This window comes from Pontibacter sp. Tf4 (genome assembly GCF_014212495.1).
In the GTDB taxonomy this organism is placed as follows: Bacteria; Bacteroidota; Bacteroidia; order Cytophagales; family Hymenobacteraceae; genus Pontibacter.
Genome location: NZ_JACKZC010000002.1, coordinates 396,691 through 414,015, shown reverse-complemented (window position 1 = coordinate 414,015; position 17,325 = coordinate 396,691). Strand labels below are relative to the sequence as shown.

Genomic DNA, 17,325 nt, shown 5'->3' with positions numbered 1-17,325 from the left:
GGAAGCTAAATTTATAGAAGTATAGCATGAGTGATATCGTAATAAAGGTTGATAATTTATCAAAACAGTACCGGCTGGGTACAGTAGGCACGGGTACGCTGTCTCATGACCTGAACCGCTGGTGGCATCTAATCAGAGGGAAAGAAGATCCTTATTTGAAGATAGGAGAGGCTAATGACCGGACTATTAAAGGTGAAAGTGATTATGTGTGGGCCTTGCAGAATATTAATTTTGAAGTTAAGCGTGGAGATGTATTAGGTATAATAGGTAAGAACGGAGCTGGAAAATCTACTTTACTCAAAATTTTAAGTAGAACAACTTCTCCAACTACTGGTACGGTTAAAGCAAAAGGAAAAGTAGCCAGTCTTTTGGAGGTAGGTACAGGTTTTCATCCTGAATTAAGTGGTAGGGAAAACATTTTCTTAAATGGCGCAATCCTTGGCATGACTAAAACTGAGGTTAGTGCTAAGATTGATGAAATAATTGATTTTTCAGGTGTGGAAAGATATATTGATACACCTGTCAAGCGCTATAGTTCGGGAATGTATGTTAGGTTAGCATTTGCTGTGGCAGCTCATCTTGAACCTGACATTTTAATAGTTGATGAAGTACTGGCTGTTGGAGATATTGAATTTCAGAAGAAGTGTATAGGAAAATTACAGAACGTAAGCAAAGAAGAAGGCCGTACAATCTTATTTGTTAGCCATAATATTGCAGCTTTAGCTAATCTTTGTACCCGTGGTATTGTGTTACAAAATGGCTCTACTGTTTATAATGGACTTATTACTGATGCTATAAGTAAATACCAGGGGACCATAAATAATAGAGTAGAGCAAGATTTGGAGCTTGAAACTGCTAGAAGCGGTAATGGTAAGGCACTTATAACAGCGTGTTATTTAGAGAATAATAAACAGGAGCATGTAGAAGAAGTTCTTTGTGGTGAAGATATTTATGTGTGCATAACCCTGAAAACTAAAGCAAAACCTATATCTAAAGTTGATATTGGTTTTGCAATACATGATGAATATAGTGATTGTATTTCTGTATACTTCACTTCTTATAATAATCAATATTTTGAATATAAACATGAAGGGTACTTCACAACCAAATTTAAAATTCCAAAATTACCATTAACTGAAGGTGTATATAATATCAGAGGCAGGATTGAAGCGCAACAAGAGTTAATTGACTGGCCTGAGAATTTTATCGCATCATTTAGAGTGCTTCCTGGAGATTTTTATAACAGTGGATATCTTAACTTACATAGAGGATCTAAATTCTATATAAAGCCTGAAGTTATTTGAAATGAAAAGTTTTATTAAAAAGAAAATCTATGAATTATTCAGAATAGGTAGAAACTTCAATACCATTTCTTTGTCAGCTAACTCTAAATTAGATCCAGATGTGAAATTAAGGAGTTCAGTTTTGGAAGGTACAGTTTGTATTGCAAACGGTAGTAATATTTCTGAAACTTTAATGAAGGGACAAATTAATGTTGAAAGTGACTGTGAAATTAGCCTATCAAAATTAGATGGGAAATTTAAAATTGGGAAAAACTGTAAGATTTCAGAATTACAGGCAGTGGGAGATGTTAATTTAGATGAGAACGTTTCAATAAGTTATTCTACTGTATTAAACGGTAAAATCAAAATTGGGGCATATACATCATTAACAGGGCCTGGAATTGATTTCTTTACTTTAGTTAATGATATACAAGTCGGTAGGTTTTGTTCTATTGCACGACATGTAACAATACAGGAAGCCAGCCATTATACAAATAGATTGAGTACCTCATTTATCAATTCTAAATTATTTAAGAATAACATTAAAGACTATCATTCTGAGGGAAGTGTAATTATTGGGAATGATGTCTGGATAGGTACACACGCAGTAATTCTTACAGGTGTAACAATAGGGGATGGAGCCATAATAGGAGCTAATTCTCTTGTAAATAAAGATGTTCCTCCATATGCTATAGTTGGTGGAAGCCCAGCAAAAGTTATTTCTTATAGGTTTGAGCCTGAAATCATAGATGAACTTTTAAATCTAAAATGGTGGGAATGGCATATAGATAAAATTAAGGAAAATGAAGCGTTATTTAGTTCTAAATTAGATTTAACGCTATTAAGTAATTAAGAATCTTTTTTTATAATTATTGTGGATTTAGCACCAGTCGTTCTTTTTGTATATAACCGGCCTTCCCACACTTCAAGAACTTTAGAAGCTCTTTGCAAAAATGATTTGGCTAAAGAGTCTGTATTATATGTTTTTGCTGATGGACCAAAAGAAGATGCAAGTGAAGAAACAATATTAGCAATCAAAGAGACAAGGGCAGTTGTAAAGTCTAAGAACTGGTGTAAGGAAGTAATAATTTATGAATCTGATATAAATAAGGGTTTAGCTGACTCTATTGTTTCTGGCTTAACTGAAATAATAAGAAAGCATGGTAAGGTAATAGTGCTAGAAGATGATATTGTCACTGAACCAGGCTTTTTAAAATTCATGAACTACAGTCTTAGTATTTATAAGGACACGCCGGAGATAATGCAGATTAGTGGGTACTGTTATCCTATAGAATATGAACCTAAAAGTGAAATTTATTTTCTCAGAACACTTGCATGTTGGGGCTGGGCAACCTGGAGCAGAGCTTGGCAGCTTTATACAACCGATTCAACTTACCTTTTACAGCAAGTAACTAAAACTGATAAGATTAAAAGTGGTTTTAATTTAGATGATCAGGCAAATTATCTTCTTCAATTGAAATTAAATTACTGGGGAGAATTGAACACTTGGGCAGTAAAATGGTACGCAACAATTTTTCTTAGACAAGGTTTATGTTTATTTCCAAAGAAGTCGCTAGTTCGTAATATTGGCCATGATGGCAGTGGAGAGAATTGCGAGCCAAATATACTGTTTAATACATCTACACAAGCATATGTAAGCTTGAATGAAGATTTTATTAATGAGCCAATAATTGAAAATTATGAAGCCAGACAGTCTTTAATCTCATACTATAGAGATGTTTATAATTATAAGGTATCTGATAAACCTAAGATAGGTGTATTAAATAAATTATTCAGAAGAATTTTTAATCTGATCAAAAAGGTCCTATACAGATTAGCATATAGTATTATTCCTGAACTCTATGAGTTTTCAAAATTAAAGGCTCTAAACTCTAGCACAAGACATAATTCGTATATTGATGATAAAGCTGTACTATATCCAAACTATAGAATAATAAATTCTTTTATAGGCTCTTATACTTATGTAAGTATAAATTCTATTATTAATAATGCTACGATTGGGAAATTCTGTTCTATAGGCCCAAATTTAATTTGTGGTTGGGGAGTACATCCTTTGAACAGTATTTCAACATCACCGATGTTTTATTCTACAGCAAAACAAAATGGGTATTCATTAACGGGTGAGAATAAAATAGAAGAAACGAAACCTATAATCATAGGCAATGATGTTTTTATAGGTATGAACGTAACCATATTGGATGGTGTAACAATCGGTGACGGTGCTGTAATAGGAGCTGGTTCTGTAGTTTCTAAAGATATTCCACCATATGCAGTAGCATATGGTAACCCAATAAAAGTCGTAAAATATAGGTTTTCTGATTCTACCATTAAAAGACTGTTAGAAACAAAGTGGTGGGATTGGGATTATAATAAATTAAAGAAAGTTGAAGAAGATTTTTTTGAAGTTGACAAGTTCCTAAACTGTTCAATAACTTCAAAATAGGAAGTATAGAAGATTAATATATATAGTTTTGAAGTCAAACCACGTTATTTATTCTCATTTAACCAGAGTAAACTACCCTTTGGTTGTCATGCATTAAAGTATGATCCAGTATTTTGGAGTGAATTCATACCTAACATCAAATAGAACATCTTTGTTAAGAAGAGCTCAATATTTATTCAATCATGCAACTCCCCAAAATTTCTATAGTTATACCTAGTTACAATCAAGGTCAATATATTGAGCAGACTATAAAATCCATTGTAGATCAGCAATATCCTGCTTTAGAGTTGATTGTTATAGATGGTGGAAGCCAAGATTCTACTATAGAAGTACTCCAAAAATATGATGACTTTATAACATACTGGGTGAGTGAACCTGATAATGGTCAAGCTCACGCCATCAATAAAGGTCTTGCTATAGCAACAGGTGAAGTTTTTAATTGGATTAATAGTGATGATTACTTAGAGCCCGGTGCATTGCACAGTATAGGTAACTATTTTAGAGAGAATAATAATATTAATGCTGTAATTGGTAGAATTAGGTACTTTGACGAAAACGGCGAATTATTCATAACAAATAGATTTAATAGCTATACATTACCTGAAGCTATAACTTGTTTGGAAATGGCTCAGCCTGCAATGTTTTTAAAAAAAATGTGTTTTAATAAGGTAGGTACATTAAATGAGAATTTGCACTTCGCTTTTGATTTTGAGTGGTGGGTTAGGTATCTATTGATTCATCATAATGATAGAAGCACTTTAGAAGTAGATAATATTTTTGCCAATTTTAGGCATCATGAAAAGTCCAAATCTGTAAGTCAAGGTTACAGTTCCCAGTTCAGTATTGATCATAAAAACATATTTTCTGCAATAGCCAGAAAATATGCACTTGTTAAAGAGTATAGAACTTTAGATAAAGTGTTTAAGGTTAGTAATAATAATGCTTTGTTCCCTAGCGAGTTGCCTTTAGAAACTATCAAAGCTGTTGTTCAAGACTTTATTTGTAATGAATTTTTTGATTTATATTTAAATAAACAAGATCACTCTAATGCTTTACATTTATTTGATGCCTTAGATTCAAAGTATATAAGACCTGAAAAATGGAGTAAAGCTCAGAAAATCCTAAACTTTTATCAGCGAAGTTTTCCTGCTCCTTTTTATTTAGCTTTAAAGTCTTTAAAAAATGTATTCTGATATTAAGCCAAAAGTATCGGTTATAATACCATGTTACAATCAAGGTGAATTTTTGGCTGATGCACTGCAATCAGTATTAAATCAAAAATTCAATGAATGGGAGTGTATAGTAATTAATGATGGCTCTAATGACCGAACAGAAGAAGTCTATCAAATGGTTTGTGGCGAAGATACAAGATTTAAATACTTTAAAATTCCAAACGGTGGTGTAAGTGCGGCTAGAAATTTCGCAATCAACAATGCAACTGGCCAGTTTATATTACCCTTAGATGCAGATGATTTGATATCTAGCGATTATTTATATGATGCTTATTCTGTAATTTCTAATAATCCGGATATTAAAGTAGTTTACTCAAGAGCAAATTACTTTGGTGATAAGGACGAGGAAATGTATTTGGAAGATTTTCATTATGAAAAATTGCTTAATAGAAATATAATTTTTGTAAGCGGATTATTTAGAAAAGATGATTTTCTGAAAGTTGGAGGTTACAATGAAAAAATGATTTTTGGTTTTGAAGACTGGGACTTTTGGATTGCATTGTTAGCTAATGGAGGGAAGGTCTATAAACTTGATAAAGTACATTTTTTCTATAGATATAAAGAAACCTCAAGAAATCAGGATGTACATCAGGACAAAAAAAAAGCTATCAAAATGAAGAAGCAGGTCTTTATCAGAAATATGGATGCTTACTTAAATCTTTTAGGATTTGATGATCCATGTACAGCATCAACTGAGTTAAAAAGAAGGCTAAGACTATTTGAAAATTCTAAGTATAATAAATTAAAGAATTGTTTTATTACGTTATTTAGTTGATACCAGTTAAATACTATAGAGTTATCTCTTTATGCATAGCAAAGTACTTGCTGTTGTAGTAGCTTACAACGGAATAAAATGGATTGAAAAATGTATAGGAAGCGTTTTATCCAGCACACTTCCTGTAGATGTTTTAGTAGTTGATAATGGGTCTACTGATGGCACCAGTCAATATATAGAATCTAACTTTCCTTCTGTAAGGCTTATAAAAAGTGCAACTAACTTGTATTTTGGAAGAGCAAATAACATAGGATTAAAGATAGCTTTAGAAGAAGAGTATGATTATGCTTTTTTATTAAATCAAGATGCTTGGGTTGAAGAAAGGTGTCTTGAATTTTTACTTAACTCTTCAATTAAATTTCCTAATTACGGTATACTTAGTCCCGTACATCTAGATCCAAAAACCCAAAAATTAGAGTATCATTTTTCAACTTATGTTTCTCCAGCCTACTGCAACAATTTTATATCTGATGCTTTTTTTAAAGATTTAGACGAAGTATATACTACTAAGTTCGTAAATGCAGCTTGTTGGCTATTACCATTAAATTGTATCAAAGCAGTTGGCGGTTTCAATACTTTGTTTTTACATTATGGTGAAGATGAGGATTACGTTAACAGAGCTCATTTTTTTGGTTTAGAAGTTGGTGTAGTACCAAAAGCTATTGCATGGCATGATATAACAATCAAAACATGGGATCAGATCTATTGGAACAGAAACAGACAAAAAATATTCGCATATATTACATTAGCTAATATTAATACTTCATATAAAAGTGCATTATTAGTATATTTTAAAAACACATTTGATTGTATTATTACTTTTTTACTCACAAGAAAATTTAAAAAGGCATTTTACTTATCTTCAATAATGTTCTCTTTAATTAAAGAATTAGGTATAGTTAAGAAAGCCAGAAATATTTCAAGAAAAAATCAAGCTTATATTTATGATTAAAAAGTTTTATAAAAAAGCCGTTTCTAACTTACCTTATGTAAAAGACTTAAAGTCACAGTTAGAACTATATCATAAGTTATTAGCTTTTCCCCCAGGGCATTATTATAGTCCGATTTTTGATGGTAAAGTAGAGAATTGTGCTGTTGTCAATACATTACAATGTGAAGCAATTGATTTAAATTCAGAAGAACAGTTAAAGTTATTAATGGAGTTTGAAAAGATTATAGGTTGCTATAATTTCCCATTTAATAAAACCTCTGATTACAGATACTATTCTAATAATAACTTCTATACTGGATATGATAGTTTAACACTTTACTGTTTTCTAAAAAAGTTTAAACCTAAAAGAATAATTGAAGTTGGTTCTGGTTTTTCAACTGCTTTGTTGTTAGATGTTGTTGATGAAGATAAATTAAATACTAAGATTTCTTATATAGAACCTTATCCGGAAAGATTATTTTCATTGATCAGTGAGACTGATAGGCAAAATGTTTATCAAGATAAGATTCAAAATATAAATCTAGAATTATTTAGTGAACTAAATGAAAATGATTTTTTAATTATAGATACTTCTCATGTATCTAAAACTAATAGCGATGTAAATCATATAATATTTAAAATACTTCCCAGATTAAAAAAAGGTGTTCTAATTCATTTTCATGATATTTTTTATCCTTTCGAATATCCAGTTAAATGGTCACATATTGAGAAAAGATCATGGAACGAAATATATATACTTAGAGCTTTCTTAATGTACAACCAGAATTTTGAGATAACCTTTTTCAATCATTATTTGAAAGAAAAACTGAAAGATTGTAATCATCCGTTTTTCACTAAAGTACCATACCCTATAGAAAATGAAATAGGAAGTTTATGGATTAAGAAAATAAATTAATGGGCATAAGTTGATAAATATAATTAGATGATATAATTCAACTATCACGTAGTGAATATTACATAATCATTGTTCTAAATGCTTTTCAGTTGATACAAGTCTCAATTATTATACCTCATTACAACAGAACCGAAATTCTTGGTAGAACATTGAAATCAGTTCTTGATCAAACCCATACTAATTGGGAGGTTATTATTGTAGATGATAAATCTGAATTTAATGAGTATCAAAAGCTTCTAAGTGTTACTAATGATAAGCGGATAAGAGTTATTCAAAACTCAACTGATCTAAAAGGGCCTTCCATTTGTAGAAATATCGGAGCTAGTGAGGCCAATGGTAAATACCTTTTATTTCTAGACTCTGATGATTTATTAGCACCTTTCTGTTTAGAGCAGCGCATAAGAGAAATGGAAGCTAATCCAGCAATAAAGTTGGGAATTTTCCTGATGCAGGAATTTGAAGTAGAACCAAGTGATGCTAAAGGATACTATAATTTAACCGATATTCTTCCTAACTACTTTGTGAATTCTTTTTTACAAAACAAGAATCCTTGGCAAACAATGGCCCCATTATGGGAGAAAGATTTTTTTAATGCCATAGGAGGGTTTGATGAAGAACTCTTTTATATGGAAGACCCTGAGCTACATGTTAGGGCTCTTTTAAAAGATTCAACTTGCATTGAGACTTTTTATCATTTACCTGCCGATTGTTACTATCGTATAAATTACCACGATGATTCCAAGGCTGATTTCTACGAAAACTCCATTAGGTATCGTATTCTATTCTTTGAGAAGGTATGTCATCTTTTATTACAAAAAAATTTATTCATTAAGTATAAAAAAGATATCCAAAATGGATTAATGAAACTATTCAGAAGCTTTATGATATACAGGATAAATTTGTATCCGGATTATTATAAAGCTTTTATACAGCTTATTTCCAAGTATAATATTTTCCCTTTATATAAGCTAAGCTTGATTTACTTAACCGTTTTAACATGGAGGTCTACTAATAACCTCGTGAAAGTATTAAAGCTTCGGGGATTAACCTATCGTATGTTATCATGAGGTTAAACTTGATTAGTGTTGTTATTCCAGTCAGAAACGGGGAAGCTACTATTCATGATTGTTTGAATAGTATTTACAATCAAACAATAGCTGACCAACTTGAAGTTATTATACTTGATTCTGCTTCAACTGACGATACTTTAGCAATTTGTAAACAGTTTCCTGTTCAGATTCACCATATACAGCCTAAAGAATTTAATCATGGCCTTACAAGGAACTTTGGTGCATCGTTGGCTAAAGGCGATATGATTTATTATACCGTACAGGATGCTCGGATAGCAGAGTCGGATATGTTAGCGCGCATGGTGCGTTATTTTGAAGATACTACTGTAGCAGGAGTAGTCGGTATGCAGGCAGTGCCAAGTGAGAAAGATAAGAACCCAGCTACCTGGTTCAAGCGTTTCTCAGAACCCAAAATGGAAGTAAAATATTTTCCTGAAGGAAGTTTCTATAAACTAAATCTTAAAGATCAATTTATAAACTCCGCATGGGATAATGTAAACGCCATGTACCGAAAAACTTCATTAAAATTAGTGCCGTTTAAGAAAACAAATTTTTCGGAGGATTGGCTTTGGGCAAATGACGCGTTAAAAAATGGGTACAAATTGATTAGAGATGCCTCTTGTGTAACCTATCATTACCACCACAGAAGTTTTAAATATACCTTTAAGGCTGACTTTATAGTCAATTATTATTTCTTCAGGTATTTTAATGTTAAACCGGCTATGCCTAATGCATTTTCTCAATTGCTACGTTCTTGGTATCGGGTCTTTAAGAAAAGAAATAGTTTAACAGTTAACGAGCTTTTGTATTGGTGCTCTCATAACTTATCTTCTATCACAGCACATACACTTTCGCATACTCTCTTTATTTTAATTTGTGCATTAGATAGTAATATGGTCTTGGATCGCGCTTATCAATTTTTCTGTAAACAGATACCTCAAGGAAAACAAAAAGCCAAATGAATACTCCACTTGTCAGTGTATTAGTTACTTCTTTTAATCGTGAAAAATTTATAAGTGCTTGTATTGAAAGTATATTAAACTCCGCCTTTCAGGATTACGAAGTGCTGGTAGTTGATGATTGTTCAACTGATAATACTGTGCAAATTGTTAAAGATTATGTGTTGAAAGATACTAGAATAAAGTTATTTATTAACGATAAGAATGTAGGGCAATTTGCGAATAGAAATAAAGCGGCAAGTTTAGCTTCCGGGAAATATCTAAAATACCTTGACTCAGATGATTTGATATACCCTAATTCACTTTCTATAATGGTTCAAGCTTTAGAAAGATTTCCTCACGCTGGCGTAGCTAGTCAATGTTATTTTAACAATAGGGATTTAGTTGAACCTATTTTCTTCACACCAAGAAGTTGTTATCTGAACCATTTTTTTAATGGCAGCAACTTACTTTTTACAGGTCCCTCGGGTACTATTATTAAGAAGGAAGTATTTAACGAAGTAGGAGGGTTTGATACTTCAATCGGTATTCTTGCTGATACTTTATTTATGCTAAAGGCTTCTTCAATTGTGCCTTTTGTTGGTTTACCTCGTGGCTTATTTCATTGGAGGAGACATGATGAACAAGTAACTGTTGGTCAAGAAGACCTTTTAGCCATGATTGAGCAAAGAAGGCAAATAAATCTTATCGCATTAAATCAGCCTAACTGTCCACTAACACATATTGAAAAGGCAATAACCTATAGAATTTTAACAAATAATCTTGTTAAAAATATTCTTAAAGTTTCTAAGAAAAATAATAAATTGAAAATATCAATTCATCTCTTAAGACAGTTTAGGATAAATACCTTTGATGTGCTATTATCTCTTATTCCAAATAGAATTTATAAAATGGTTGTGCAATGACAGGCAGCACTGATAATAATCTTCCTTTAATATCTATTGGCGTACCTAACTATAATGGCGCAAGTTTTATTACTGAAACACTAGAGAGCATTAAAGCTCAGGAGTACTCAAATTTAGAAGTCATTATAGTTGATGATGCATCAACAGACAATTCAGTTCAATTAGTGGAAGAATGGATTGTTAAGAATAAAGTAGAAAACTTTCGTATAATTCAAAACAACGTCAATAAAGGGCCTTGCCAAGCATGTGATACTTTCTTTAGATACTGCAATGGGGTATTTTTTCAATATGTAGGCAGCGATGATATATTGAAGGCAGATAAGATTACTAAACAGCTGAACTTTTTGAATACTCTTGGTGATGATTACGCTTTTGTTTATTCTGATACTAACCTTATTGATGAAACAGGTAAAGTAATTGGCGAATCGTATCTCGAAAAGATTAATTACACCAGAGATTTGATGCCAAGCGGAGATATATTTATCGAATTAATGCGTTTTAATTTTATACAATCTTGTACTCCGCTTATACGTACATCAGCAGCTCGTGCTGTTGGAGGTTTTAATACTAAGTTTTGGCTTGAGGATTATGACCTATGGCTAAGGCTTGCGCGTAAATACAAAGTAGGTTATTTACCTGAAGTACTAGCTTCTTATCGAAGACATTCAAACTCTATAACTAATTCGAAGCACACTTGGGCGCGAACCATAGATGAAGCACTTCATATGCGCCTGCAATATTACAATGAGCTAGGCATGGTAGCCAAAGAACAGTTAAAAGAAAGAATAAAATATGATGCAATAGCTTTATACTCTTTTGATTATAAATCATCCAAATTTTGGCTGAGAAAGAGTTTGAGGCTTCAACTGTCATTAAAAGTATTGGCAATGTATTTTTTGTGTAGTGTCGGTATAAAATACGCTTTAATTTCTAAATTAAAAGTATTCTTTATTAAGAATGTAAAAATCAAGAGATTAATCCCTTAGAAATTCTTACCTGTGACAATTGCTTTAGTTTTAAATCACTACTTACCAGATCAGGTAGCAGGTACAGAAGTTTATACCTCCCTTTTGGCAGACTATATCTCTCAACAGGGGATAAAAGTATATATAATTATCCCTAATTATGGTCAGATAATTAATAAAATTTACACATATAATGGTGTTGATGTACATTGTTATGCAGAGCCGTCTCTGGTAGACAGATCTTTGATAACGGGTAAAAGAAAGCCCGATGGCTTAGAAAGTTTCTCTAATTTAATCTCCAGTTTAAATCCAGACATTGTTCATTTTCAGGAATTAGCAGGAAGCAATGGCATTACAGTACACCATGTAGAATTAGCAAAAGCAAAAGGGTATAAAACGTTAATGACATTTCATTTAGCAGGGTACAGCTGCATGACCGGCAATCTTATGTTGAACGGGATTAGTGTTTGCAGTGGTAGAATTAATCCTTTAACATGCACGAATTGTGTATATGCTTCTAAAGAAATACCAACTGTACAACGGAAAGCATTATATTTTTTATCCAAATCATTTTATAGTTTAGGCTTTGATCCTTCTGTATTAAACAGTACTATAGGTACAGCTATTGGCTATCCTTTTGTTGTCAAAAGAAAGCATGAAAGTTTAATAAGATTAACTGACGTATGTGATAAAGTTATAACTCTTACTAAATGGTACGAGCGAGTTTTAAAACAAAATGGAGTCAATCCTGATAAAATTGCTTTCATACCTCAGGCTTTGCCTTCCTTCTCAGTAAAACCTACAAAAGAAAAGAATATATTTTCTGATGAGATTAAATTAGTTTTCGTAGGTAGAATAAGTCCCTTTAAAGGGTTACATATTCTAATTGAGGCTATAAAGTCTTTCGACACCAATCTTATTTCATTAGATATCTATGGCTTTAGCTCTGGAGATGATTATGAAAACAATTTAAGAAAAGCAAGTAGGTTCTACAAAAATATTAAATGGTGTGGTGGAATTGAGCCAGGTAATGCAGTCGAAGTTATGAGTAGTTATGATGCTTTATGCTTACCTTCAACCTTCTCAGAGATGTCGCCATTAGTGATCCAAGAAGCATTCTCTGCAGGAATACCTATAATTGCTTCTAATGTATATGGTAATACTGAACAAATTAAGCATAATATCAATGGTCTTTTATTTGAATTTAATAATTCAGATTCGTTGAGAATGCAATTAAAAAATTTACTAGATGAGCCTGAATTACTAAGTAAGCTTAAGGCTAATATAATTCAACCTGATACTTTTGAAAAAGTAGGTAATGCATACCTTCAACTGTATTCAGACTTAGTAACTGCATAATGCATATACTCTTCCTTACAACTGCAAATTTATCAGCAAATCCAAGACTGGTGAAAGAAATAAGATTTGCTATAACTTATAATTATAAAGTAACTGTAGTTCTGTTTGACTTAAAACAATGGACAACTGAGTTAGAAAAATTGTATCAGAAAGAGTTTAAGTATGTACAGCTTATTTATTTGCCTGCTACCCGACAAAATTTGATCAGTTGGCTCCAGTTAAATATTAATCATTTTGCAGCACAGAGGTTTTATAGGTATTTTCCTTTATCTCTTAAACTAGCGGCCGTAGCTTCTAGTAAAAGGAGTTTTTCACTTGTAAAAAAGCTAAAGAATTTATGCTTTAACTTTGACCTCATCATTGCACATAACCTTGGCGCACTTTATCCAGCTTACCAAATCGCACAAAAATTAAACGTACCTTTCGCATTTGATGTAGAAGATTATCACCCCGGTGAAATCATTCAAATAGATACTAAAAATGAGATAAGACGGCGACTGTTTCTAATGCAACAATTATTACCCAAGGCTGCCTATGTCACGGCCGCATCACCGCTTATTGCTAGGGCGGTTAAAAAGCTTTGTAAAGTGCCAGTTGTAACAATTAATAATTCATTTAATAGCAATGAGTTTGAGCTGCCGGTATATGATAATCCTGATGAGAAGTTAAAGTTAGTTTGGTTCTCTCAGAACATTAATCATGGGCGTGGGCTTGAGCTTTTATTGCCTGCATTAGATTCATTTTGCGATGCAGTCACCCTAACACTTATTGGAAATTTGAATTATATCTTTGCTAATAAATGGTTACAGCATAGAGATTATATTAGAGTAGTTTCCCCTTTAAAACAGGATTTATTACATAAAGAACTTTCTAGGCATGATGTGGGGTTAGCTCTAGAATTATCTAACATAGATCATAATAAAGAGATTGCGCTTTCAAATAAAATATTCGCTTATAAACAAGCAGGCCTTTTTGTCCTAGCCACTGATACAAAAGCCCAAGTTGCTTTTATGAATCATTTTAAAGGAGATGGTTATTTATGTGAGCAAACTTCTGTATCACTTAAAAATGGGATTGCTTACATCTTAGAGAATATAACAGTTATAAGAGCAGAGAAACGCAAAAGGTTTGAACAAGCAAAAGAAATTGCTTTTGAAGCAGAAGCTCAAAAGTTAATAGCTTTGTGGCAACAGGCTACTCGAAAGTAAGCATGAAAAAAGTAATTATCGTATCTCCTCATTTCCCGCCTTCTAACCTAGCTGCAGTCCATCGGACGCGTTTATTTGCTAAGTACCTGCCTGCCTTTGGCTGGAAGCCAATCGTGCTTACTGTACACCATAAACATTACGAAGAAAAATTAGACTGGAACCTCCAAAAGCTGGTAAACCCGGAATTACAGGTTGAAACGGCTGATGCATTCCCAACTGGTCCTATTCGTATAATAGGAGATATTGGCCTGCGTGGCGGGTACCATTTGTACAAAAAGCTGATTCAGCTTATTAAAACAGAAAAGCCAGACTTCCTTTATATCCCCATCCCATCGTTTTACGTCTCTTTGTTGGGAAGAGCAGTGCATGCTAAAACAGGTATACCATACGGGATAGATTATATAGATCCCTGGGTACATGTTTTTGCCGGGAGCGAACAAATTTTTTCGCGCCACTGGTTTAGTACGAAGCTTTCAGGGATATTAGAACCAATAGCAGTTAAAGAAGCATCCTTAATAACGGGTGTTGCGGAAGGCTATTATAAACCTGTACTGGACAGAAATCCGCACCTGTATCAGCAAGCTGTACAGGTAGCTATGCCTTATGGAGGAGAAGCAGATGACCATGCTGCATTGAAGGCTCTTAGCCTTAAACCCTACCTGTTTGTTAAAAAGCCTGGTAAACTGCAGCTGGTTTACGCCGGTGCTATGTTACCTAAAGCCTATAAACCGTTGGAGATGATCTTTAAATGGCTTCAGGAAAATGAATCAGCTTCTGATTTGGAATTTCACTTTATAGGTACCGGTAGCTGGGCTAATGACGAACACAGCTTTACAATTAAACCATTAGCTGAAAAGTATGGTCTTTGGCAAAAAACTATATTTGAATACCCAAAGCGAATCCCTTACCTGGAAGTTCTTACTCACCTGGATGCAGCGGATGGGGTTTTTGTATTAGGAAGTACTGAACCACACTATACTCCTTCAAAGGTATACCAAGGAATTCTCTCGCAAAAGCCAATTTTTGCCATACTGCATAGCGCCAGTACAGCTGGAAATGTTATTGAAGAATCGAAGGCAGGTATCGTTTTAAAGTTTAATGGGGAAACAGAACTTGAAACTATTTATGATACATTTGGGGAAAAGCTTAATACCTATCGTGGCTTTCATGTTTCATTTAGCCCTGACCAAGTAGAACGGACATCATTTGAGCAATATTCCGCTTACAATATTACCAGAATATTAGCTGAACATTTAGATTTGGTATATAAGAAACTTTATAGAAGGTAATTTATGGTTGGTTTTGTTGTTCCATTTCGTGGAAAAGCTAATTCTAAAAACTGGCATTATGATCAGCTTCTGCTACAAAGAACTATAAATTCTATTCTAAACCAAATTGACAGGCGTTTTAAGATCTTTTTGGTATATACAGACTATCCGGAATTAGATATAACTGCAGATTTAGATCTTATTGAATATATTAAGTTTCCATTTGAGTATATGTCATATAACGAAATGGTATTGAATATTCATGATCAAAAGCATGCTGCGACTTGGTTGGAACGCAATACAGATAAAGGTAAGAAGATATTGTGGGGATGTAAATATGCTATTGCAGAAGGCTGCACCTATATTATGCAGGTAGATTCTGATGATCTGATTTCGAATAAAATAGTTTCACATGTATTACGGAATCAGGGTGAGCCAGGATGGTATATTAGTAAAGGGTATATCTATATAGAGAAGGATGAAATCCTTATAAAGCAACCTGACAAAATGAACTTTATTAATGGTTCAACCCACATTATAAAGGCCGAGTTGGTTAATATTCCTGATTTTACAAGTAAGGAGATTACCGATTACTACTTTTTTAACGCACATGGGTATTTAAAGGATAGAATAAAACAAAATTTTAAATTAGAACTAAAACAACTCCCATTTTATGCAAATGTCTATGTTGCAAGCGGCTATAATCAATCAAATATTAATGCACTTGTACAATTAAATTCAATCAAAAATTTTCTAAAATTAATTTTAAGATTTAAGCTCCTTACTTCCTCTATAAGAAATGAGTTTGGACTTTATGCTTTACATGAATAGACTCGCGATCATAACATCTCACCCAATTCAGTACAATGCACCTCTGTTCAGACTTCTTGCAAAAGAGAGTAGCTCTAAGATAAAAGTGTTCTACACGCTAGGGAAAGAGTCTTCTGCATTCATAGATCCAGGATTTAATAGAGCCATACAGTGGGACATTCCATTATTGCAAGGTTATGATTATGTTTTTGTAAAAAATACAGCACCTATCGCTTCCACTTCATCATTCAGGGGAATTATTAATCCAACATTAAATGAAGATATTGAAGCCTTTGGAGCAACGCATATATTAGTGTATGGATGGAGCTTTTACAGTCATTTAAAGGTTATTCGACATTTTTGTAAGAAAGCTAAGAAAGCTAAGATTATTTTTAGAGGTGATTCTACATTATTGGATGAAAAACCTGATTTAAAAACATTAATGCGTCGGATTTTCCTAACATGGGTTTATAAGCATATAGATGTAGCCTTATACGTCGGGCAAAATAACAAACAGTATTTTCAAAAGCATGGAGTTCCGGTTAATAAACTCTTATATGCTCCGCATGCAATTGATAATGAAAGATTCAGCATTAATGAGCATGACATCAAAGCTGAAAAGCTAAAACATGAGTTAGGTATTGGTACTAACAAGAAAGTATTTTTATTCACAGGTAAATTTGAGTGGAAAAAGAACCCTCAATTATTGATAAACGCATTTAAAAAACTTAACCACCCTGACACCATTCTATTAATGGTTGGTAATGGTGCTCTGGAAGATGAACTTAAATGGTTAGCGCAGGAGAACTCTAATATAAAGTTTCTTCCCTTTCAGAATCAATCCATGATGCCGGTTGTTTACAGACTCGGCGATGTACTGGTATTGCCTTCTGTTACAGAGACATGGGGGCTAAGTATGAATGAAGCAATGGCATGCGGGCTTGCTGTTATTGCCAGCAGTAAAGTTGGTGGGGCTGTTGACCTAATTGATGAAGGTGAAAATGGTTATATATTTGAATCAGAAAATCTTGAACAATTGATCATTGCCATGAGCGAAGTTGCAAATATGGCCAGTATTCAAGTGAAACAAATGGGTATGGTCTCAAAATTAAAAATTAGTAGTTGGAATTATCATGAGACATGTTCCGCACTTATAAATCTTATAAGTAAATAATCCTTT

Annotated in this window: 16 protein-coding genes; all 16 read left to right on the top strand. The window is 33.1% G+C overall.

Going from position 1 to position 17,325, the window contains the following annotated elements; all coding sequences use genetic code 11:
- Nucleotides 1-26: 26 nt before the first annotated feature.
- The 16 genes from H7F15_RS04765 to H7F15_RS04690 all read left to right on the top strand — a co-directional run bounded on the left by H7F15_RS04765 (nucleotide 27) and on the right by H7F15_RS04690 (nucleotide 17,319).
- Nucleotides 27-1,304: an ABC transporter ATP-binding protein gene (locus H7F15_RS04765; protein WP_185195805.1), complete on the top strand. Its 1,278-nt coding sequence runs from the start codon at nucleotides 27-29 to the stop codon at nucleotides 1,302-1,304.
- A 1-nt stretch (nucleotide 1,305) separates the two neighbouring features.
- Nucleotides 1,306-2,136, top strand: coding sequence for a CatB-related O-acetyltransferase (locus H7F15_RS19630; RefSeq protein WP_370523430.1), 831 nt, complete (start codon nucleotides 1,306-1,308; stop codon nucleotides 2,134-2,136).
- A 21-nt stretch (nucleotides 2,137-2,157) separates the two neighbouring features.
- Nucleotides 2,158-3,747, top strand: a complete 1,590-nt coding sequence (locus H7F15_RS19625) for a DapH/DapD/GlmU-related protein (protein WP_370523428.1) — start codon at nucleotides 2,158-2,160, stop codon at nucleotides 3,745-3,747.
- Between the two features lie 182 nt (nucleotides 3,748-3,929).
- Nucleotides 3,930-4,940 carry a glycosyltransferase family 2 protein gene (locus H7F15_RS04750; protein WP_185195804.1) on the top strand — a complete coding sequence of 337 codons (1,011 nt, stop codon included), beginning with the start codon at nucleotides 3,930-3,932 and terminating at the stop codon, nucleotides 4,938-4,940.
- A complete protein-coding gene (locus H7F15_RS04745) occupies nucleotides 4,930-5,754 on the top strand; it encodes a glycosyltransferase family A protein (protein WP_185195803.1) in 825 nt (274 codons plus the stop codon). The genes H7F15_RS04750 and H7F15_RS04745 overlap by 11 nt, the downstream gene beginning before the upstream one ends.
- 31 nt (nucleotides 5,755-5,785) lie before the next feature.
- Nucleotides 5,786-6,706 (top strand): glycosyltransferase family 2 protein, encoded by a 921-nt coding sequence (locus tag H7F15_RS04740; RefSeq protein WP_185195802.1) that lies wholly within the window; start codon nucleotides 5,786-5,788, stop codon nucleotides 6,704-6,706.
- A complete protein-coding gene (locus H7F15_RS04735) occupies nucleotides 6,699-7,601 on the top strand; it encodes a class I SAM-dependent methyltransferase (RefSeq protein ID WP_185195801.1) in 903 nt (300 codons plus the stop codon). The genes H7F15_RS04740 and H7F15_RS04735 overlap by 8 nt, the downstream gene beginning before the upstream one ends.
- Before the next feature lie 89 nt (nucleotides 7,602-7,690).
- Complete coding sequence (locus H7F15_RS04730; RefSeq protein WP_185195800.1) at nucleotides 7,691-8,668, top strand: glycosyltransferase family 2 protein; 978 nt, start codon at nucleotides 7,691-7,693, stop codon at nucleotides 8,666-8,668.
- On the top strand, nucleotides 8,665-9,633 hold the full coding sequence (locus tag H7F15_RS04725) for a glycosyltransferase family 2 protein (protein ID WP_185195799.1): 969 nt from the start codon (nucleotides 8,665-8,667) through the stop codon (nucleotides 9,631-9,633). Before H7F15_RS04730 ends, H7F15_RS04725 begins: the two co-directional genes overlap by 4 nt.
- Nucleotides 9,630-10,535, top strand: a complete 906-nt coding sequence (locus H7F15_RS04720; protein ID WP_185195798.1) for a glycosyltransferase family 2 protein — start codon at nucleotides 9,630-9,632, stop codon at nucleotides 10,533-10,535. The genes H7F15_RS04725 and H7F15_RS04720 overlap by 4 nt, the downstream gene beginning before the upstream one ends.
- Nucleotides 10,532-11,521: a glycosyltransferase gene (locus tag H7F15_RS04715; RefSeq protein ID WP_185195797.1), complete on the top strand. Its 990-nt coding sequence runs from the start codon at nucleotides 10,532-10,534 to the stop codon at nucleotides 11,519-11,521. The genes H7F15_RS04720 and H7F15_RS04715 overlap by 4 nt, the downstream gene beginning before the upstream one ends.
- Nucleotides 11,522-11,533: 12 nt before the next feature.
- The gene (locus tag H7F15_RS04710; protein WP_185195796.1) at nucleotides 11,534-12,859 is read left to right on the top strand and encodes a glycosyltransferase; all 1,326 of its coding nucleotides are present in this window, start codon (nucleotides 11,534-11,536) and stop codon (nucleotides 12,857-12,859) included.
- Nucleotides 12,859-14,067: a hypothetical protein gene (locus tag H7F15_RS04705; RefSeq protein ID WP_185195795.1), complete on the top strand. Its 1,209-nt coding sequence runs from the start codon at nucleotides 12,859-12,861 to the stop codon at nucleotides 14,065-14,067. Before H7F15_RS04710 ends, H7F15_RS04705 begins: the two co-directional genes overlap by 1 nt.
- Before the next feature lie 2 nt (nucleotides 14,068-14,069).
- The gene (locus H7F15_RS04700) at nucleotides 14,070-15,356 is read left to right on the top strand and encodes a hypothetical protein (RefSeq protein ID WP_185195794.1); all 1,287 of its coding nucleotides are present in this window, start codon (nucleotides 14,070-14,072) and stop codon (nucleotides 15,354-15,356) included.
- A 3-nt stretch (nucleotides 15,357-15,359) separates the two neighbouring features.
- Nucleotides 15,360-16,166 (top strand): hypothetical protein, encoded by an 807-nt coding sequence (locus tag H7F15_RS04695; RefSeq protein WP_185195793.1) that lies wholly within the window; start codon nucleotides 15,360-15,362, stop codon nucleotides 16,164-16,166.
- Nucleotides 16,159-17,319: a glycosyltransferase family 4 protein gene (locus H7F15_RS04690; protein ID WP_185195792.1), complete on the top strand. Its 1,161-nt coding sequence runs from the start codon at nucleotides 16,159-16,161 to the stop codon at nucleotides 17,317-17,319. The genes H7F15_RS04695 and H7F15_RS04690 overlap by 8 nt, the downstream gene beginning before the upstream one ends.
- Nucleotides 17,320-17,325: the final 6 nt, after the last annotated feature.